Origin of the sequence: uncultured Mucilaginibacter sp. (genome assembly GCF_913773635.1) — a bacterium.
GTDB lineage: Bacteria > Bacteroidota > Bacteroidia > Sphingobacteriales > Sphingobacteriaceae > Mucilaginibacter.
Window position 1 is genome coordinate 147,351 of record NZ_CAJYGQ010000012.1, and the last position, 21,196, is coordinate 168,546.

16 protein-coding genes are annotated in these 21,196 nt (G+C 42.6%); 7 read left to right on the plus strand and 9 right to left on the minus strand.

Annotation, left to right across the window (positions count from 1 at the left end; genetic code table 11):
• Positions 1 to 2 precede the first annotated feature (2 nt).
• Positions 3 to 698, minus strand: coding sequence for a methyltransferase domain-containing protein (locus tag QZ407_RS15285; protein ID WP_295772612.1), 696 nt, complete (start codon positions 696 to 698; stop codon positions 3 to 5).
• Between QZ407_RS15285 and QZ407_RS15290 the strand changes: the two genes are divergently transcribed.
• From QZ407_RS15290 to cysM, 3 genes are all read left to right on the plus strand, one after another.
• Positions 699 to 1,487: a DUF92 domain-containing protein gene (locus QZ407_RS15290; RefSeq protein WP_295772614.1), complete on the plus strand. Its 789-nt coding sequence runs from the start codon at positions 699 to 701 to the stop codon at positions 1,485 to 1,487.
• 424 nt (positions 1,488 to 1,911) lie between these two features.
• Positions 1,912 to 2,718 carry a serine acetyltransferase gene (locus tag QZ407_RS15295; RefSeq protein WP_295772616.1) on the plus strand — a complete coding sequence of 269 codons (807 nt, stop codon included), beginning with the start codon at positions 1,912 to 1,914 and terminating at the stop codon, positions 2,716 to 2,718.
• 6 nt (positions 2,719 to 2,724) lie between these two features.
• Complete coding sequence (cysM, locus tag QZ407_RS15300) at positions 2,725 to 3,597, plus strand: cysteine synthase CysM (protein ID WP_295772619.1); 873 nt, start codon at positions 2,725 to 2,727, stop codon at positions 3,595 to 3,597.
• A gap of 98 nt (positions 3,598 to 3,695) precedes the next feature.
• Here the strand turns inward: cysM and QZ407_RS15305 are convergent, their stop codons facing one another.
• Both QZ407_RS15305 and QZ407_RS15310 read right to left on the minus strand, forming a co-directional pair.
• Complete coding sequence (locus QZ407_RS15305) at positions 3,696 to 3,887, minus strand: penicillin acylase family protein (protein WP_295772621.1); 192 nt, start codon at positions 3,885 to 3,887, stop codon at positions 3,696 to 3,698.
• 76 nt (positions 3,888 to 3,963) lie between these two features.
• Complete coding sequence (locus tag QZ407_RS15310) at positions 3,964 to 4,191, minus strand: penicillin acylase family protein (protein ID WP_295772623.1); 228 nt, start codon at positions 4,189 to 4,191, stop codon at positions 3,964 to 3,966.
• A gap of 139 nt (positions 4,192 to 4,330) precedes the next feature.
• Here QZ407_RS15310 and QZ407_RS15315 point away from each other — a divergent pair, with 139 nt between their 5' ends.
• On the plus strand, positions 4,331 to 5,476 hold the full coding sequence (locus QZ407_RS15315) for an alpha/beta hydrolase (protein WP_295772625.1): 1,146 nt from the start codon (positions 4,331 to 4,333) through the stop codon (positions 5,474 to 5,476).
• A gap of 66 nt (positions 5,477 to 5,542) precedes the next feature.
• On the opposite strand, the gene pbpC is transcribed toward QZ407_RS15315, so the two are convergent.
• From pbpC to QZ407_RS15345, 6 genes are all read right to left on the minus strand, one after another.
• On the minus strand, positions 5,543 to 7,933 hold the full coding sequence (gene pbpC, locus QZ407_RS15320; RefSeq protein WP_295772627.1) for a penicillin-binding protein 1C: 2,391 nt from the start codon (positions 7,931 to 7,933) through the stop codon (positions 5,543 to 5,545).
• Between the two features lie 136 nt (positions 7,934 to 8,069).
• Entirely contained in the window at positions 8,070 to 13,679 is a 5,610-nt protein-coding gene (locus QZ407_RS15325) for an MG2 domain-containing protein (protein ID WP_295772630.1), read from the minus strand.
• Between the two features lie 293 nt (positions 13,680 to 13,972).
• Positions 13,973 to 14,794, minus strand: coding sequence for a murein L,D-transpeptidase catalytic domain family protein (locus QZ407_RS15330; RefSeq protein ID WP_295772631.1), 822 nt, complete (start codon positions 14,792 to 14,794; stop codon positions 13,973 to 13,975).
• Positions 14,795 to 14,942: 148 nt separating this feature from the next.
• A complete protein-coding gene (locus tag QZ407_RS15335; protein ID WP_295772633.1) occupies positions 14,943 to 15,521 on the minus strand; it encodes a nitroreductase in 579 nt (192 codons plus the stop codon).
• Positions 15,522 to 15,589: 68 nt separating this feature from the next.
• Positions 15,590 to 16,933, minus strand: coding sequence for a HAMP domain-containing sensor histidine kinase (locus tag QZ407_RS15340; RefSeq protein WP_295772635.1), 1,344 nt, complete (start codon positions 16,931 to 16,933; stop codon positions 15,590 to 15,592).
• Positions 16,923 to 18,281: a sigma-54 dependent transcriptional regulator gene (locus tag QZ407_RS15345; RefSeq protein WP_295772637.1), complete on the minus strand. Its 1,359-nt coding sequence runs from the start codon at positions 18,279 to 18,281 to the stop codon at positions 16,923 to 16,925. The genes QZ407_RS15340 and QZ407_RS15345 overlap by 11 nt, the downstream gene beginning before the upstream one ends.
• 291 nt (positions 18,282 to 18,572) lie before the next feature.
• Between QZ407_RS15345 and QZ407_RS15350 the strand changes: the two genes are divergently transcribed.
• The 3 genes from QZ407_RS15350 to QZ407_RS15360 all read left to right on the plus strand — a co-directional run bounded on the left by QZ407_RS15350 (position 18,573) and on the right by QZ407_RS15360 (position 21,190).
• Positions 18,573 to 19,823 (plus strand): efflux RND transporter periplasmic adaptor subunit, encoded by a 1,251-nt coding sequence (locus QZ407_RS15350; RefSeq protein ID WP_295772639.1) that lies wholly within the window; start codon positions 18,573 to 18,575, stop codon positions 19,821 to 19,823.
• Positions 19,824 to 19,899: 76 nt separating this feature from the next.
• Positions 19,900 to 20,577, plus strand: coding sequence for an ABC transporter ATP-binding protein (locus QZ407_RS15355; RefSeq protein WP_157542187.1), 678 nt, complete (start codon positions 19,900 to 19,902; stop codon positions 20,575 to 20,577).
• Between the two features lie 61 nt (positions 20,578 to 20,638).
• Positions 20,639 to 21,190, plus strand: a complete 552-nt coding sequence (locus tag QZ407_RS15360) for a hypothetical protein (protein ID WP_295772642.1) — start codon at positions 20,639 to 20,641, stop codon at positions 21,188 to 21,190.
• Positions 21,191 to 21,196: the final 6 nt, after the last annotated feature.

Here is a 21,196-nt window from a genome sequence, read left to right on the forward strand (position 1 = left end):
TATTAATTGTTTGTAAGAGTTGTTAAACGCGATAGGTACTGCCCGTATTCGTCTTCATACAATACCTCCATTTTAAAACCGCATTCATTTGCAATTTTAATAAGGCTTTGTTCATCAATGTACAGCCAGGTAAACCAATCGCCCTTTTGATTTTTGTACTCGTACTGGTATTTAATTTCACCATGGTAACCACTGTCCGGAATTTTGCCTTCATAAAGGTAAGCCACATCTGATGAGTCGAACAATAACTGACCGCCCTCGTTAAGCAAACTTTTGAGATGCAATAGCAAGTTCTTAAGTGTTTCCATTGTTCCGGCCAGCCCAATACCATTCATCAGCAAAAGTAGGGTGTCATACTTTTTTTCATTATAAATAAATATATCTGCCGTTAAAGTGTCATTGATTCCCCGCGCCTTCATTACAGCCACAGCCAGCGGAGATATATCCATAGCCGTAACTTCAAAGCCACGTTTTTGCAGCTCAAGCGCATGGCTGCCAGCGCCGGCACCTATGTCTAGTATCGTTCCTTTGCACTCATTCAATGCAACCCATTCCAGGTCTGGCATATCGTCTTCATCTCTGAAATAAGCCTCAATTGGCATAAGCTCTTTTGGGCCATAAAGGTTATGTATCCATAATTCTGATGCTGAGTTATTATGATAATAATCATGTAGGGCACGGCCAAGTACATCATTCATATGGCAAAGCTAAAAGTTATTGGCATTAAAAGTGGTTGTGCTAATTGGCTATCTTTGTACTTCGTCAAAAAAACAATGTTATTGCAGTATTCAGCTTTACTAATATTTTTAATTAGCGGAACGGTGCTGAGCATATATTTCAAAAAGCTTACACCTATTGCTGCAATAACCGGTCTGGTTTGTGCCTTGGCAGTGTTTGCCGGCGCAAGTTATACAGGTGTGGCTATAATGACGGCTTTTTTTGTTACTGCAACAATTGTCACTTCCTGGAAACGTAATTTAAAACAACAACTGTATACAGAAGCAGCTGATGACGGGCGTCGTAAAAGCAGCCAGGTAATTGCCAATGCAGGTGTAGCAGCCATAGCCGGCTTGTTAAATATCTTTTTTTATCCTGAAGGGATAATATGGCCTCTAATAATTGCTGCGGCATTTTCTGCAGCTTGCGGCGATACCGTATCGTCCGAATTAGGGACAGTTTACGGTAAAAAGTTTTTCAATATTTTAACATTTAAACCTGATAAAAGAGGCCTGGACGGCGTTGTGAGTTTGGAAGGAACACTGTTGGGTGCCATTGGAAGCTTACTTATTGCTGGTGTTTACTTTATTGGTTACCAATCATTGCAGGGAGCTGTTGTAGTTGCAATATGCGGGGTGTTTGGTAATTTATTTGATTCATTTTTAGGAGCTTTGCTGGAGCGAAAGGGCTTACTTAAAAATGATGCTGTCAATTTTTTGAATACACTTGCCGCAGCGTTGCTGGCTGCTTTTATAAGCTTACAAAAATGAATACGTAGTTCTACGTAGTAAAAAAAACACGTGTTTTCACGTGTTTTTTCACTTTCAGGTATGTTGTACCTTAGGGCCATGTTTCAGGGCTGTGCCTGCATGGCTTTGAAAGCAATTAGTTTAACACTATTGCTAAAAGCATTTACACCTAAACCTTATTCACATTGAACTCCCGGATACGCTGTTTCACCCAGTAATGGCTTCCCGGGGCTTGTTCACTCACAGGACACAGACCATTACTTTTGCTGTTAGGGTCAAAGTGCAGCAGATATGGTGTCTGTACCTGTGAGTTTTATTTCTATTTTCACACAACAACATAATCAAAGTTTGTGCGGCATTTGCTCTATAATGTATATCAGCTTAGTAGTTTTATTGAATAAATATGGCACAAACAGCCAAAACAAACTGTTACTTTGCATTATATATGAACCAAGAGTTTTACCGGCATTTGTTTGAAAAGTCGTTACATGCTAAAGCTATACCATCTAATTTACATATAGCGGCTTGGGCGCTTAAAGTGGTGCGTTTATTATATCCTGAGCAAAAAAACCATTTCGGCTCCGTTGAAGAACTTAAAGCTCATACTTTGCATTTGCAGCATGAGCTTTGCCGTATGATAGATGGGTGTAATTATGCAGGTAATGATAGCATGGATCTTTCAGTTAAGTTTTTTTACGAGTTACCTGCGCTTTACAATGTTTTAAATACAGATATTCAGGCTATATACAACGGCGACCCGGCTGCTAAAAGCGAGTTTGAAGTAATAAGGACCTATCCCGGTTTTTATGCTATATGTTTTTACCGGTTAGCGCACATGTTATATGAGCTTAACATACCGCTTATACCGCGCATATTAACTGAGCATGCACATTCAGAAACCGGTATTGATATACATCCCGCCGCAGTTATTGGCAATTACTTTCACATCGATCATGGTACCGGAATAGTGATAGGAGAGTCGTGCCATATAGGTAACAACGTTAAAATTTATCAGGGCGTTACGTTGGGAGCTTTAAGTGTACACAAAGACATGGCAGGCACTAAACGGCATCCAACCGTAGAAGACAGAGTAATTATTTATTCAGGTGCTACTATACTTGGCGGGCAAACAATAATAGGGCATGATAGTGTTATTGGTGGTAACGTGTGGTTAACAAAAAGTGTGGCGCCATTTTCAACAGTTTATCACACGCCTATAATTAACGTACAAAACATTACAGAAAGCATTTGATAATTTATGGCCGGCATAATAGATATAATAGGCAACACGCCAATGGTTGAAATTTCAAAACTCAATCCTAATCCTAACGTAAAAATTTTTGCAAAGCTTGAAGGCAACAATCCTGGTGGCAGCGTAAAAGACAGGGCGTCGTTAAATATGATTCGCAGTGCTATTGAACGTGGCGATATAAAACCCGGTACCCGACTGGTTGAAGCTACCAGTGGAAACACCGGTATAGCCCTTGCAATGATTGCCGGTTTATTTGGTGTAGAAATAGAGCTTGTTATGCCGGCAAACTCCACACGTGAACGTACGCTTACCATGGAAGCATTTGGTGCAAAAGTAACCCTGCTGGAAAGTATAGAAGTATGCCGCGATTATGCTGAAGAAAAAGGCGCCTCTGAAGGATATTACCTCCTCAATCAGTTCGCTAACGAAGATAACTACATGGCCCACTACAAAACCACAGGACCGGAATTGTGGCGAGACACCAACGGTGCAATAACGCATTTTGTTAGTTCGATGGGTACAACGGGTACTATTATGGGTTGCTCAAAATATTTGAAAGAGCAAAATCCGGAAATTCAGATTGTTGGTTGCCAGCCTACCGAAGGCTCTTCAATACCCGGCATTCGCAGGTGGCCGCAAGAGTATTTGCCCAAAATATTTGATTCATCAAGGGTTGATCGTACAATGGATATTGCTGAGGATGATGCCACTCAGATGGCCCGCAAACTTGCCCGTGTTGAAGGCGTTTTTGCAGGAATGAGTAGTGGGGGAGCCTGTTCGGCAGCAATTCAACTTGCTCAGGAGCTTGATGAGGGCCTTATTGTATTTATTGCTTGCGACAGGGGAGACCGCTACCTTAGTAGTGCGTTATTTGGGTAGTATTCAAAAAATAACAAGTGCTTTTGGATGTGTTTTACGCTTGCGCTTAATTACTTTGGTTACCCGGATGATAGGTTGAAACTGCGTGCTTTAAAACATCAGCTTTGTAAAATAGCACATCTTAACTTTCCGTCTAAATACATTTGAGCCTGATTTGTAAAGTTTTTAGTAGCAGCTTCAAATGACTGTCCGCCGGTAATTATAGTTTTTGCGCGCACTTTAGGCCCAAACTCTACAGCAGCTATAAAGCTGTTGCCTGAATAACCATAACGCTTTTTTGTGCCATTCATGATTTTGCTCACAAAGCAAAGTAACTGCCCAAATACGGACGCTACAGAGGCGGAAGGTAAGCTTGGTTGAGCATCGTCAAAAATTACACCATCTGCCGGGCGCTAAGTAATTGCGTTCTATGCCTTCAAAATTTTCCTCGCATTGCGCGTACATTAAACCAAAAACCACATTAGCATCAGTTTTGCCGTAAATATGAGGTACGCCCCAGTTATCTCTTATAATGGTTACTTGTTTGGCTTGTGCCAGATAGCGTGCAATTTCTGCTTTGGAAATTTTTGCGCAGAGTATAGAAGCGGTAAACAAAAGATGAGTGCAAGCAAAAGCTTTTTCATGCGTTAAGGAAATTTTAACAGACCGAAAAACACTGAATTTTGCTAACAAGCCATTTAGTTGTAACAGCATTGTTTAGTACTCTCAAACTATTTAGCCATTTTAGCAGCTTATGTTGCGTTTAGTTTTATTGTCTGTTCTGCTTTTAATTTCGTTATTAACGCTTTTTACAGCGCCCGCATATTATTTATGGCTTCTTGCGGTTATGGTGGGCGAGTACGGTTTGCTTTTCATTGGTAGTACACTTATAATTTTAGCAAGTGGTTGGCTTACCAAGTCAAAATATAACGCTTTGGGTACCTTTATAGGCATACTAGCATTGGCTTTGTTAATGCTGCCTATAATAGAAGCATTTACAATTGCTCAAAAGCTGCCTAATCAAATGCAGCGGGAATTAAAATTGAAAACGTTGAACGATGAAAAGCCATTTTCCTTTTTACGGTTATTTGTCAAAGATCCAAAATCAACGCCTAAAACCTTAAATTATGTTACCTATCCTGACACCAGCCTTACGCTCGACTATTATGCAGCTGAAACATCGGCTAAGCGCCCATGTGTTATTGTGGTCCATGGAGGTTCGTGGAGTAGTGGCGACAGTAAGCAGTTACCTGAATTAAATACTATTTTAGCTGCAAAAGGTTACCAGGTGGCAAGTATTAATTACAGGCTTGCTCCAAAATGGCACAATCCTGCACCGGTTGAAGATGTGCGTTTGGCACTGAGTTATCTTACCAGTCATGCAAATGAATTACACATAGATACATCTCAATTCGTTTTGTTGGGCCGGTCGGCAGGGGCACAAATTGCTTTGCTTGCTGCTTATACTTTAAAGAATCCGGGTATCAAAGGCGTCGTAAACTTTTACGGTCCTGCAGATATGGTATGGGGCTACTCTTTACCCGCGCCAAAGCTGGTAATGGATTCGCGTGGGGTAATGGAAAACTATTTGGGTGGAACGTACAACCAAGTACCACAAAACTATAAAACAAGCTCGCCGGTTGAATATGTTGATTTAGAAAGTGTTCCTACGCTTACTATTCATGGCGCTAACGATGCCTTGGTTGCTTATGAGCATAGCTGCAGATTAAATAATAAATTACAAGAGAATGGTATCAGTCATTTTTGGCTAAAGTTGCCATGGGCAACACATGGTTTTGATCACCATTTAAATGGTCCTGGCGGACAGTTGTCAACTTATGCAGTGTTAAATTTTTTGAACAACGTGGTGCCGGTTGAACACATGCATCAACACTATTAAGTTGTGCGACAACTTAACGTTTATTCAATGAATAAAATCAATTTGAGGCTTAATATTTGTTGCCAGCTATTCTTTTTTCTCTTTATCTAAAACTGTAAATCTCACCTTTACCGTATTACCATCACTATCTACCAAGGTTAGTAAGTGCTTGCCTGCCGATGCTTGAACAGCCATCTGGTGCATGTCCTGAGTTTGGCCAAGATAGTGCTCGTCTAAATGCCAAAAAATCTTTGCTTTGGGCTGGCTATGGGCCGCGTTGCAAACCATTCGGCCACGGGTACCATCCGCTTCAATAGGAATATAAATCTTAGCATCGTCCTTTGGATAAATTACCTCCATCGGATTAATTTTTTCCGAAACAGCACAACCTTCCCTAAATGGTGGGAGGGGCTTATACTGATAATTGCGCGCCTTATAGTAGTATTCCATTGAAGGAGGAAGCACAAACCATTTGGCATGTACCATACGCTCCGGCGATTCGCAATCTGCCGTTACCTGCCACTTGCCGGTTGCATCTAAATGCACCAATCGGTGATAAGGGCACGCCGGTGATTTTAGACCGGCAGCAGGTACCCAAGTATCCTGAGGGTGACTGCAGTTTTCACCAGCACGAAAGCCGCTCTCGCTGCATAACGAAATTTTTACCATGCCATGGTCGGGCTCCTTAAACCAGCTGCGCGTAACCGGCAAAAGCCTGAATATATCAAATAGTACCGGTGCTGCGGTATTTATACCGGTTAGGTTTGGCCTGCCCTCGCCGGTAGTATTTCCTACCCAAACGCCAACTACGTATTTGGGCGTTACACCAATTGCCCACCCATCTCTGAAGCCAAAACTGGTGCCGGTTTTCCAGGCTACGCGTTGTGTTGAGGTAAATTGCTGCCATAGCATTTCCTCGCCAGGGCGCATTACTTCTTCCATAGCCTGAAAGGTGTAGAAAATAGAGGCTGCATCAAGCAATCCGTTCTTTTCATCAAGCTTAGGTGCTGCATTTGTTTTTTGATAAGTTGGTGCGTGGTAGTCGGCTTGTGTATAATGATTGGTTTGGTTGTAGTGGTTAAGCGCCCTTGCCATGCTGGCATAGGCCCCCGTGAGTTCCCAAAGCGTGTTTTCTGAACCACCTAATATCAGCGACAATCCGTAATGATCTGGCGGTTGGTTGAGGGTGGTAATCCCCGTTTTTTTTAGCACTTCATAAAAGCGTTCGTACTTATACTTTTGCAGCATTTTTACCGCCGGCACGTTAAGCGACCGTGCCAGTGCGCGTGATGCCGGTACGGCTCCATCATAACCCAGGTCGAAATTTTCGGGGTGATAACCGGCAATCTGCGTGGGAATATCAGGAATCAGTGTATTAGGCAATATAAACCCATCATGCAGCATTGATGCATATAACAGCGGCTTTAGTGTGCTGCCCGGGCTGCGTGGTGCATTCACAACATCTACACTGCTCTCCAAACCCGCATCCTCCGGGTGAAAAATATTACCTGCGTAAGCCAAAGCAGCGCCGGTTTCTACTTCTAATACCACTGCTGCAATATTGTTAATTTGATTGGCTTTTAATACGCGATGATGCCGTTCAAGTATTTCGGCTACCTGTTGTTGTAATTCGGCTTTTACAGTGGTTTTAATACGCGTGCCGGTTTCACCCTTATGCCGGTGTTCGGCCTTAAAACGTTCCAACAAGTGAGGAGCTTGTTGCGGGAGCGGTAAGGGTTTGTCGGGCATAGGCTCGAGTTTAGATAGCTCGGCCGTGCTTTTATCTATTACTTGTTGTGCGCGAAGCTTATCTAACAATAGGTTTCGCTTTTTAAGTAAAGTTTGCCGGTTTTTGCCGGGGTGTACTAAAGATGGCGAGTTAGGTAATACTGCCATTGCAGCCATTTCGCCCCAGGAAAGTTTATCAGGGCTCCGACCAAAGTACCGCCACGAAGCTGCATTTAATCCTATCACGTTGCCACCAAAGGGAGCATTGCTGGCATAAAGCGCCAATACTTCGTTTTTGCTATAGGTTAGGGTTAAGCGCAAAGCCATAAGCATCTCTAATAGCTTATTCCATGTATTGCGTTTATGTTGCGTTGCCAGTCTGATAACCTGCATGGTAATGGTACTGCCGCCGCTATTAACCCGCCCTGCGCTTATGTTTTGCCTTATTGCCCGCCCGAATGCCAGTGCATCTACGCCCGGATGGTTCATGAAGCGTTTGTCTTCAAAAGCAATGATACATTGTTTAAACTTTTCGGGCACCGTATTGTCGTACGGGAAACGCCATTGCCCGTCGGCCGCTATAGCCGCGCCAAGGAGTGTTCCATTTTCATCATCTATAACGTACGACGTAGGGCTTTTGAACAGCGGCTTGGGCAAGCAAAACCAAAAGGCAATCAATGCAATTACAATGACGGCCGTTGGTATGTACACTTTAGGGCGTTTGAACTTTTGAATGAGCTTTTGTATCATTATTGAAACGTCATTTTTAGAGATCGAGCAATCAATTCAAATGACGAGTTGTAAAAGTTAATTTTAAAAAGCATGCAAGCAGTGTTCCCACTTGCATGCCCTGTTATACTACTTTATAACTTTAGTATTTCTCAAGTTACTTCACCACTTCAACCCACATGCCTTTTTCCAAAGCATTAATTGATGTCTCGTACATAGCCTCGCAATAAGTGGCCGGCAGGTAGTACCTGCCAGTATACGATGCATTGAGCATTACGTAATACGTCACCTCCTGATGCGGGGCAATGCTAAAGTATGTGTTCACTCTATCGTCACGAATGTCGCGGTAATCAGAAGGCGATGATTTAAACGCTTCATCATTATTCATCATGCGGGTATTCAATATTTCCCAGCCCGAGGGGAATATTTGCGTTAACGCCATGTTAGCGTAATTGCCGCGCTGCCCAGGGTTTTTGAGTATTACCTGTGCCACAAAGTCGGTTCCTTGTTTAAGCGAAGCCGGATCAACAGGTGAGCCGGAAAGCGTATAGTATTTCACCTGCATCTGCAAAATGTCTGGGTTGATATTCGACGGCAACTCTTGTCCCAATGCGGGCTGACCCTGCTGTATAAGGCGAATGTACAATCGGCCCTTGCCACGATTTTTGATAAGAGCCCTGCCTCCGTTTGCCGCAATATTGGTTTGCCACATATAATTATCAGCATTTACATTGCTTTTCACACTTCCGGCCTGAATATCAAATTGGAGTTTGTTTCCACTTTTGTTTTGCCCGCAGTATTGAGCAATTGCCAATAGTGAGTAAGCGGTAGTTTGGGTGCTGTACCACGTATCTTGCGATAGTTTTGCCGCCACGTTATAAACCACTTGTGATGCCTGTTTACGCTGGCCTAAAAGCGTGAGGGTTTCTAGGATCATGGCTTCATCGCGCACGTCAGAACCATAAGTGTATGCCATTTGGCGATACGGTTTAACCTGGGTAGGCAAGCCTGCAATCATGCGCAAGCCAACTTCGGGCTGCCCGGCAAGTTTGTAAGCTGCAGCTAAACGCCATTTTGCTTCAGGACTTAAGTACTTAATTTCTTTTAGCCTGTTCATCGCACCCAGTTCAGGAGCGCCAGCCAAAGCCAACAGGTATAAACGGTAAGCCTGTATGAGGCCCGAATAGTAATACGCCTCCCTGGTATCAGGCACCCAATTTTGGGCACGTCGTTTCTGGAATTTTTTCCACTGCTCTAAGAAACCAACCGGAAGGGCGTAGCCTTTTGCCTGTGCAGCCAACATAAAGTGGCCGGCGTAGTTAGTTCCCCAATCATCAGGTTCGCCACCATCAGGCCAGTAGCTCAAACCGCCGCTTTGTACCTGGAAGCCATTTAGCCGTGCAATACTGGCTTTAATATTACGTTCGGCCTGTGCCTTTTGCTGAGCGGTCATATCCATCAGCATGCCCAAATACAATTGCGGAAATACTGATGAAGTAGTTTGCTCCACACATCCATGCGGATATTGAATAAGGTACGTTAAACGTTTTGATAAATTAAGTGCTGGTATTGCCGATACCTCCAGCGTTGCCTTGTTGGTACCACCCATGCCAATAGCGGCGTATGAGGTGTTCCAAACTTCGCCCGGTGCCAATTCTTTTTCAATTACGTTAGTGATAGGAGGGTTAGGGTTACGCACGTTCAATTGTACATCAAATGCGGTGCTTTCACTTCCGCTTTGCGCAGTAATGTGCACCTTGCCTACTCCCACAAAGTCCTTCACGTTCAAATCAAACGATACCAACTGATCTCCGGTTTTGGTAAACGTAACTGTTTTGCTGTAACTGCTTGCCGGATTGCTAAAAGCGTTCGATTGTACTTTAACATTAACCGTCTTGATGTTATTTTCCATCGCAAAAACGGTAACAGGCAGTTGTACCTGCTCTGATGGACCTAGTACCCGCGGTAAGGTAGCCAAAATCATCAACGGCTTTTTAACAGCTACCGGTTTTTCAGCAAAACCGTAGCTGCCGTCATGACCGGCAATTACCATGGCCCTTACCGAGCCAATGTACTGCGGCAGCGTAAACTGCTTTGTCTGTTTTTCGCCTTTACCCAAATGGAATGGCCCCATAAATTTAACCACCGGCTTAAAGCGGTTAACTGACACATTCTTGCCGTTGCCCACGCCGCTACCATCACCACCAATACTTAGTATACGCTCTAATCCGCCGCCAAAGGCGCCTATTACGTAGTCAAACAAATCCCAGGTTTTAACACCCAGGCCTTCGCGGGCGTAAAATGCGCTGTGAGGGTTAGGGGTTTTAAAATTTGTTAAATCAAGCAAACCTTCATCAACCAAGGCAATGGTGTAAGTCATTTCCTTACCTGATGTTTCTGACACGGTAATTGATGATTTGGTTTCGGGCCTTATTTTATCTGGCATTGATATCACCGGTCTCAATATGGTTTCCGGATCTTCAATATCCAAACCAATAGAGCCGTACATGCGTATAGGCAAATCGTTAAGTGTTTGCGCATGCTTTTGCAACAGTGTAACAGTAGCGAAAATGTTTGGCGCCATGCCCGGCTCAATTTTGAATTTATAACGGGTTTGGCCTTTTTCTGTAGTAATCCAAGTGGTTTTTAAAACTTTGCTTCCGTTTTCGATACTAATCAGTCCGCGACCGCCTGCACCGGTTGGTATAGTAAGTGTAGCTTCGTCACCAACTTTGTAGCTTTGCTTATCTGATGTAAACGACAGCATAGCCGCCTCGGTTGAGTTTTCCTGCTGCAGACGTTCTGACCAGTTCGGCCAATCTACATACACCACTTTACCGGTAGAGTGGCCGGTTCGGTTATCTTTCACCCGTATTAGGTAGCGGCCCCAATTTTCCTTATCGATTTTGAACTTGAATTCACCCCTTCCGTTACTTATCGTGACAGGCTCGCTAAGTACCAATTTATTATATTGATCTTGGGTAAAGTTGCTTAGCTCGTCGCCTGTTTCATCCCACCACCAGCGCCATTGTATTTTGTAAAGTTCAACATCGACGTTACGGGTGCCCGGCAACAATAGACCGTTTGCATTCACGTCAACAATATCAATGGTTTGATCTTTATCAGTTTCAAGCATTCCGGTCATAGCACTGCCCCCGGGTGTTTTGATACCTACGTAGCCGCTGTAAACATTGTAAGGCATAGTAACCTGTTGTATGCTAAAGTTTCCGCCGGGTTCAAACACTTTTACCAAAAAATTTGCCCTTAATTGACCAGGTGCCTGGTTCTCAACATTGATGTCAGCATTTATAGGCGCATTACCTTCAGCATCTAAACGGCCGTCAAATACGGTTTGCGTTTGGGTATTAAACGCTAAAGTAGGGTCGTCAAACTCATAATCTTCCAGTTTTTTGAAGATTGTTTTTTGTGCCGATACGAAGGCATCCACTTTAGCTTTCAGGTTTTGGGCAATTCCGCCAAATAACCAACGGGCATTTAAATTACCACCAGTAGCGCTTCCTTTGGTTAAGGCTTGCTGATTACCAAACGACAGGTTAAGCTTTAACCTGTTAGGCATGATGGTTTCAACCTTAATGTTCTTTTCAAACACCGCGCCGCCAACCTTAACCTTTGCCGTCCAATTGCCGGTAGGGGCACTGGTTGTGGTTGCCGTATGAAAACTATAGAAACCATCCATAGCTTTGGTGCGTGTAATGCGGCTGTAAAGCTGACCTTTAGGGTTGTAAAATTCAAACTCAACAGGGTGGTCTTTAGGTAAGGTCTTTTGTTTGTCTTCTAATATGAATGATACGAAAATGGAATCCCCCGGACGCCAAACGCCGCGTTCGCCGTAAATAAAACCTTTCAGGCCTTTTTGTACCTGCTCGCCGCCAACCTTAAAGCGCGTAAGTGGGAGTGAGCTTGCATCATCCAATTTAAGGTAGCCACGTTCGTCGCCGTTTTTTGCTACCAAAAGGTAAGCTTTGCGCTTCATGGCAATAGTTGCCATGCCATCACCGTCAGATTTTCCTGTTGCAATTACCTGCTTTTGGTAATCGAGCAGTTCAAGGGTTACGCCACTCATGGGCTGTGCGTCCATAATGTTTGTAACGGCCACTACCATGCTGTTATCAGCACCACGTTTAGCAATTAAGCCAATGTTAGAGGCAATTATGTTACGAGTTGCCCAGCGGTCTTTGGTGTAGTACGACATGCTGCAGGCATCCTCCCGCTCATCCCAACGGTAGCCACTTGGGTAATAGCTATCGTAACGTGTCCAAAATTCATCATCCTCGTCAATACCCGATCCATTGTCGCTATACTCTTCTTCACCCTCGTACCCGCCTTCTTCATCGCTTCCTTTGGCGGCGGCCTTACCGGCTTTACAGTTAAATAGCGAATACTCCTGCCTGAAACCAATGATTACCCGATATATTGCGCCCGGTTCGGTACGCATCAGGTGATCAACATCCAGCATGAAGCGGTTCTTTTTATTAAGGTTGAGGCCTTTATCATTATCCAACCTTATGGTTTTTTGCAACACCGGTTTGCCCACCTGGCGTAACTGGTTCTGGCCGTTAAAATCATTATTTTGAAAGTATTGCGGTACGTTATTTTCATAAATTTTAATGATGCTTACATCAACCGCGCTCAGGTTGATAGCCTCAAAGGGCATCATTAGTTTACCCGAATCGGGCAGGATAACTCCTTTGCCTGGTATGGTTACCGATGGTAAACGATTTTCAAAAAATACGTTAGCAGTAAATGCGCGGGTTATTTTTTTATGAGTAATGTCTTCAATACCCTCGTTAGCAAAAGCGGTATAATTACCGTCAAGGCGGTTATTTGCATAAATTTTTATGGTGCTGCCATCAATAGTATAAGCCGGATCGGGTACGTTGCTTAAGCCTGCAAGCCCATTCAGTTCCTGCCCAATCATAATAGGGTTTGAAGTTTGAATAAGCACATATTCCTCCTGGTCCTGAATGGCTTTTATGTCCAGTACCTTAAATACGCCTATAGCCGGAATCTCTACGTTAACTGCTTTTGTATTGTCAATGTTAATAGGGCTGCCATCGTATTTAATCTCAAGTTGAGCCGGACTTTTACCTGTTACCGGGCGTTGTATGTTGTTAATGGTAAATGTATGCGTACGCGTTGCCTCATTATGGTTCCAGGCTATTTGTGTGGCTGTTGGATATTGAGTTGAGATAATCTTTTCCACCTTAGCCGGTTCTTCCACATCGGCAGTTTGCACATTGCCCGTCAACTTCATTTTACTGAGCGATGTGTTGGTGGCAGTTTGCAGACCATCAAAGTTCACTGTAAAGTCGGGCTTGATAGTTTCAAAGCCGAACTTGAACTCGTCTAAATCATCGTCAACTTCTGCAACCTTATCTAAGGCAAATTCAACCTCATAATCCTGATCGGGTTTCATTTCCTCATCGGGTTTAAACTCTATGGTTTGAGCATCAACCCAGTAAGCCTTTCCCTTTACTGATGGCGAGAACTCAAAAATTCCATCTTTAAGCGGTTCATTTTTGGCGTGACTGGTTTGCACCTGCCCGGCTAATTTAATGCGAATTGCACTTTGCCGTGATATAACACCGGCCGTGTACGATTCGATATACTTACTAAAAGCCGGATCGACCTTGTTTTTATGCTTGCGCGTAAAGAAAACAACCAGCGATACGATAACGGCTAATAGTAGTGCACCGATTATCAACAGCTTTTTGTTAAACGGCGATGATTGAGAAGGAAGGTTCATGTGTGAGGTAGATGTAGATTATGGTTGAATGTAGAAAGTATTTATAAAGATTGCAATAGCGTAAACAACAAAATGGACTTTTGGATTTTGGTAATGTTATTAAGCTATAGATTACAAAACTGTAAGTAGCAAACATCAGATGGAGATTAGCGAACTTTAGCAGCTGTCATCACAGAGTTTTAACAGAGAGCATTCATTTCTACAAAGCCTAGCGTGCAAATTTATGTAATACTGTTAAATGCAAACAGCCCTTCTTAAATAGAAGGGCTGTTTATCTTATATAGAAATTAAACCTAGTTCTGCGTTATGCTGATTGCACTATCAGCAGGAGCGGCAAAACTGGCAATAAAACCTTCATTGAGGTACTTTGAAGTGTAGCCATCTACATTGGCATTCACATAAAGCATATTTTTGCCTTTGATCAAATCAATTATTTTATTTGATACTTCAGGAGATACTGCAGGACAGCCGAAACTACGTCCTAGTCTTCCTAATGATTTGATGGTGTTTTCGCAAACATAATCAGCGGCGTGTAATACAACGGCTCGAGCTCTGGCGTTGCTGTTAAAACCTGCATCCATTCCATCAAGTTTAAGCGAGCGGCCATGTTTGCCGTAATAAACGTTATCGGTAACGTAAAAGCCTAAGCTGCTTTGATGGGAGTCAGACTTGTTTGAAAACTCAGTAGCCATTAATTCACCGCTGCCCTGGCCATGAGCTACCCACGTGTTCAGCAGTAACTGTTTTTTTGCAAGGTCTACAATCCACATCCGCTTTTCGGTACTTGCTTTATTAAAATCAATAACCGTAATGATGCTGCTTGATTGCGGCAAGGCTTTGTTTTGCTTTAAGTTATAGTAGCCGGTTATTGCTTTTTGAAAAACGCTATAGTCTAAACCGCTTGTTTTTAAACCAGCATTTTGAAAAATATTTTCTACATAACTGGCAAATGCAGATGTTGCTTTTGGTTCTTCACGTGCTTCTTTCTTAGTTGCAACCGCGGCTTTTTTAACCGTAGCCGAGCGGGAACTTATTATAGCAAATGTTAATATGAACAAAATCGCTGCAGCCAGCCAAAATCGTCTTTTTATATGTCCGTTGATGGTTTTAATCATTATTTTATGTTTAAAGGTCAACAGGCCCGGGTTAATTCACCTTTAGGTGTTATTCAAATTTATTAATAACGTATTCATTTATACGTCATTGCACTATCATTTGTTTTAACATAAAGCTAACATCAAAAACAGCAACAAAAAAGGGTGCTTATTGCACCCATTTAATTTTGTCGGCCAGCGGCGTTTTGCGTACGCCATCCGGGTTGGCATCGCTGTAACCTAAGTACAGTAAGCCTAACACCTGGTCATCAGCACCAAGACCTAAAAATTCTTTCATTGCAGGCTTTAATGTTGCCCCGCCGGTACTCCAGAACGAACCTATATTTAACGCGTTTGCACCAAGCAAAATGTTTTGTACAGCGCATGATGCGGCTGCAACCTCTTCAAAAACCGGAATTTTTGAAAGCTCGCTACGGTGCATATAAGCAATTACTACGTGCGACACATTAGTACCCATATTAGCAAGGTTGTTATAAGTAGCAGGATTGAAGTTTTCGCCAGCACCTTGCTTGTATAACTCAGCGTGTTGCTCGCAAAATACTTTCGGATCTTCATATACTACAAAGCGCCAAGGCTCAGTGTAAGCATGTGTAGGTGCCCAATCAGCAAGCTCAAGCAATGCAGCAACCTGGGCATTTGGTATTTTTTGACCGTTCATCATACCCGGTTTAATGGTACGGCGGGTTTTGATGTTTTCGGCTATAGTAGAAAATGTTTGTTCGCTCATTTGTTGTGTAATTTGCGCCAAAAGTATGCGATAAATTGCAAAAAATGCTATCTAATTTTCAAATAGCTTTAATTGAATTGTAGTAAAAACACCGTCCCTTTACCTTCAGCGCTTTGTACCTGAATGTTGCCTTTATGCATAAGCATTATTTGCTTACATAAGCTCAGGCCAATGCCGCTGCCCGTTTTACGCGTGCTAAAAAACGGAATAAAAATTTTCTCCATCAACTCGGGCGACATACCTGTGCCGTTATCACTAACCTTAAGCACTGTTTTGTTGTTCACCACCTCGGCCGATAATGATATTGCAGGTTCTGCTTGTTCTTTCACAGCTTCAATGGCGTTCACCAGTAAGTTAATAAGCACCTGTTCAAGCAGGTTGATATCGGCATCTATACTCAGGCTTAAATCACGTAGGATTATGTCAAGCTCAATGTTTTTCTTTTCGAGGGTAGGAAGCATTAGTGTGTTGAGGTTCTCAAACAGATCATACACAGGTAGGGTTTGCAACTCAAGTTTGGTAATTTTATTAAGGCTGCGGTAACTCTCTGTAAATTTAAGCAATCCCTCGCTGCGGCGTTTAATAGTATCTATACCAAGCTCAAGGTCTTCAAGATTGTTTCCTGAAGATGCGGCGTTTAAATCCGTGCGTTTTAGCCTGTTTTTTAACGTATCAGCCAGTGATGATATTGGCGCAACAGAATTCATTATTTCATGCGTCATTACGTTCAACAACTTTGACCATGCGTTTGATTCCGACTCGTCCATGGCGTCACTTACATTTTGAAACGCAACCAGTTTGTAAATCTTGTTTTCGCTTCGTAGTACACTTGCCATAAGCTGGAGTTTTACCTGCTGCTGATCTTTGATGATTGATACTACCTTGCTACCGCCCGATTTTAGCTTGATGATTTCATCATACAAGTCAGCATTCCGTTTTTGCAGGGAGCTGATGTTTTTTAAATAAGGTACATCTATAATGCCTTTGAATGATTCATTTATCCAGCCTATTTCGCCTGTTTCCTGTTCATACGATAGTATTCCGGTGCCAACCAGCTCCAATATTTTTTGCAGATAGTGATATTGGGTTTCGCGCTCGCGGTTTATGGTTTTAAATGTGGTGTTAATCTCGTTAAATCCTTTGCGCAAAACCTGTACGTTGGCCGGGGCGCTTTGTATGGCATAGTGTCTCGAAAAATCGCGGTACTGCGCTGCTTCGGCAAATTCCTGCACCTCTTGCTGCACTTTGGTGTGTTGTTGCATAATACCTGCAATTACATAAACAATGAGCGGTACTGTTGCCAAAGCAAACGGGTAAAGCTTAGCCGCAAGTAGAAAGGCAGCCGCACATAACAGCAAAAACAAAATAAGTATGCGCAGCAGCAACTGCCACTCGTAACGTTTAAATATCATATTTGTTAAGTCGGCGGTATAGTGCGGTACGGGTTAAACCAAGCTCTTTGGCTGCACGGGTTATGTTGCCGTTATGCTTTTCAATAACGCGCAGTATTGCATTCTTTTCCATTTCACTTAGCGGCACATTGTCTGCAGGCTCGGCAACAGGTGGTAAACTGGTTTCGAGCGACGAAAAAATGAGATCATCGGGTTGCAGGGTAGTGTCATCGGCCATAATAACGGCACGTTCAATAGTGTATTGCAACTCGCGTACGTTACCCGGAAAGCCATAAGCCTGAAGCTTGTTTATGGCTTGCGCACTAAAACCAACTGCCGGTTTAAGGTATTTGGCAGCATACATTTTGCCAAAGTGCCTAGCAAGTACGGGTACATCACTTATTCTGCGCCGTAAAGGTGGCATGGTAATTTCAACGGTGTTAATACGGTAAATTAAGTCTTTGCGAAACTTTTGTTCGTTAGCAAGTTCCTGCAAAGGCACGTTGGTTGCGCAAATAAGCCTTATGTTTATATCAACAGGTTTGTTGTTACCTAAGCGTGTTACCTGCCTGTTTTGCAAAACCGTAAGTAATTTAGCCTGCTGTTGCAGGGTAATGTTCCCAATTTCATCCAAAAACAAAGTTCCGCCTTCGGCTTCTTCAAAACGGCCCATGCGGTCTTCGCGGGCATCAGTAAAGGCACCTTTTTTATGGCCAAACAGTTCGCTCTCAAAAAGGGTGTCGGTAAGTGCGCCAACATCAACTTTAATAAATGGCTTATTAGCTCTTAACGATCGTTCGTGAATTGCCTTGGCCATTAAATCCTTTCCTGTTCCGTTCTCACCAAGTATAAGTATGTTAGCATCAGTAGGAGCTATTTTATTCACTTTGTGAAAAATATCCTGCATAGCTTCTGATTCGCCTAAAATTTCGGTGCCGTTAGCGTTGCTTTTAACGGCAGTCTTAGGCTTCTTCGGACCTTCCTGCTTATCTAATAAATCGGTAATGGTTTCAATAAGCCGTTCGTTATGCCAGGGTTTTACCACAAAATCATTAGCACCTTCTTTTAAAGAACGCACTGCCAAATCAATGTGGCCATATGCTGTAATCATTATTACGCACACATTGGGTTTCCATTCCTTAATTTTCCGAAGCCAGTAAATACCTTCGTTGCCGGTATTCATGGTGCTATTATAATTCATGTCAAGCAGCACCAAATCAATTTGGTTGCGTGTAAGTATAGAATTAATATTTTCCGGATTTTTTTCGGTGATGATTTCGTGTACTTCGGTTTTAAGCAAAAGCTTTACTGCCGTAAGTACATCTGTATCATCATCAACAACTAAAACCGTTGCTTTTTTTAATATCATTTGCCGTAGTACGTTAAGGATCGGGTTAAAAAATAGCTTGTTATATCACGTCAATTATGCGCTTTTACATTGCTTTAACGTGTTAATTTTGTCAATTAAGTATCCAAAAATATAACTATTTGTTAATCAAAGCCATTCATTTTATTCACAAAATGCATATTGTATCATATCCGCACACTTTGTGTAACACAAGCGTACGCGATTGAAATTACTCATGCTTTAACACGTTGTAAATGAGGGCTTTTTACAATGGCACAAGGTTTATATATTAGTTGTAAACAGCATTTATACGTGGACAGAGTAATTGAAAGAAAAAAATGGAATAGTAAACGCCTGCTTACTATAGGTGGCATTACCGCACTGGTTGGTTTAGTAGCCGGCAGTGTAATGCTAACCTCAGGTAAAAGTAAGCTCAATGTTGATACTGAGCGTATTACTGTGAGCAATGTAACCAAAGGCTCATTCCAGGAAATTATACCATTAAACGGCATTGTTATGCCCGTTACAACTATATATTTAGATGCGGTTGAGGGTGGCCGGGTTGAAAAGCTTTTTGTAGAAGATGGCGCAACCATGAAAAAAGGTCAGCCTATATTAAAGCTAGCTAATACCGATTTGGAGTTAAGCCTGGCAAACGAAGAGACTGCCGTATTTAACGTGCTTACGCAAATGCAGATATCACATGATAATGCAAGACAAAACACCATCAGTAAACTTAACCAGATGGCCGAGGTGGAGAGTAGCCTTAAAGAAGCCGAGCGTGTTTTTAAGTTGAATAAAAAACTTTACGATCAAAAAGCAATTGGTTTGCAGGAGTATCAAAAATCGGAGAATGATTATAATTACGCGGTGCGTCGTAAACGTTTAACTACTCAAATACTTAACCAGGATTCAACCGCAATGAACCAGCAAACACAGCAGTCAAAAGAGTCATATGCACACATGAAATCAACGCTCGAACTTATGCGTAAAAAAGTGGGCGACTTAATTGTACGTGCACCGGTTGATGGGCAGTTAACCTCACTTGATGCTGAAATAGGGCAGAGTAAACAAAAAGGCGGCCGTCTTGGACAGATAGATGTGCTCTCGGGCTTCAAAGTGAGGGTTGATGTAGATGAGCATTACATTACCCGCGTTTTCAACGGTCAAACCGGTGATTTTACCCTTGGGAATAAAACATACAACCTAAAAATAAAAAAGGTTTATACGCAGGTTGCTAACGGGCGTTTTCAGGTTGATATGCAATTTACCGGGGCAATGCCTAAAGATATACGCCGTGGACAAAGCCTGCAAATTCGTTTAGCGTTAAGCGATGAAACTCAGGCCGTGATGGTTCCGAAAGGTGGCTTTTACACCCAAACCGGCGGCAACTGGATATTCAAATTAAGCGAGGACGGTAAAACTGCATACAAGGTTGATGTACAGCTTGGTCGTCAAAACCCCGATTATTACGAGGTTATGCAAGGGCTTAAAGCAGGAGATAAGGTAGTCACCTCTAGCTATGAAAACTACGGAGATATGCAGGAATTGGTGCTGAAATAGCAAGTAAGTATCTGCACTTGAATTTGAACAAAAACATTTAAAATATAAAAGATCACAATTAAAACAGGCAAGGTCTATGATTAAAATTACCAATCTGGAAAAATTCTACCGTACCGAAGAGGTAGAGACCGTAGCATTAAACAAGCTTAATCTGGAAATTAATACCGGCGAATTTGTAGCTATAATGGGGCCATCAGGCTGCGGCAAATCAACGCTGCTTAACATATTGGGCTTGCTGGATGATCCGGACGGAGGAAGTTACCTGTTTAACGGTACAGAGGTTGCCCATTTTAACGAGCGTAAACGTGCAGATTTACGCAAGCACAATATTGGCTTCGTGTTTCAAAGCTTTAACCTTATTGATGAGCTTACAGTTTTTGAAAACGTTGAGCTGCCTTTGATATACACAGGTGTAAGCACCGCTGAACGTAAAACACGTGTAGAGGAAGTGCTAACCAAAATGCAGATTATGCACCGTCGTAATCATTATCCGCAACAACTTTCGGGCGGCCAGCAGCAACGTGTTGCTATTGCACGCGCCGTTGTAAACAAACCCAAACTTATCCTTGCCGATGAGCCTACCGGTAATCTTGATAGCAGCAATGGCAACGAAGTTATGGAGTTACTTACCGATTTAAACGAACAGGGCACTACAATAATCATGGTTACCCACTCAGAGCATGATGCAAGATACAGCCACCGCATTGTAAGACTGCTTGACGGCCACACGGTGATGGAAAACATCATGATGTAAACCGCACCAATAACTGCTAAATCTTATCACATATCTAATTTACCTGCAACCTATAAACTATATGAAAGCACTTTTTACCTTATTATCTCTAAGCGTTTGCTTAACCGCCGCGGCCCAAAAAAACAATAAGCACGACTTAATGGAAAGCATACATGACGACGGTAAAATTATGCACGTTGAAATTAGCGGCAACGTTAAAGGTAAAGCGGTTAATTACAATAAAAAGTTTGACATCAGAGGTTTGAGTACGGCCGAAAAGGATGCACTTACACAACGCATAGCCGATTCATTAGGCATTAAGAGCAGTCATAAGCCTGTTAAGCCAATAGCCCCAAATGGCGACGGGTATTATACGCAACCACCAGTACCTCCGGCTCCTCCAACACCGCCGAACGCGCTTCACATAAGAACGCGAGACATAAAGTCGAGCATTAATGATGATGGTGACACCATGTACCTAAAATTTAATGGTACTTACAACGATAAGCCGGTTAAATATGAGCGAATTTTTGATGTGAAGGGAAAAACTGCTCAGGAAAAGAATGACCTTATCAAAAGTATTACCGATTCATTGGGAATAAGTAACCAGGTTAAAATTTATCTTTCTAAATAAAAACCC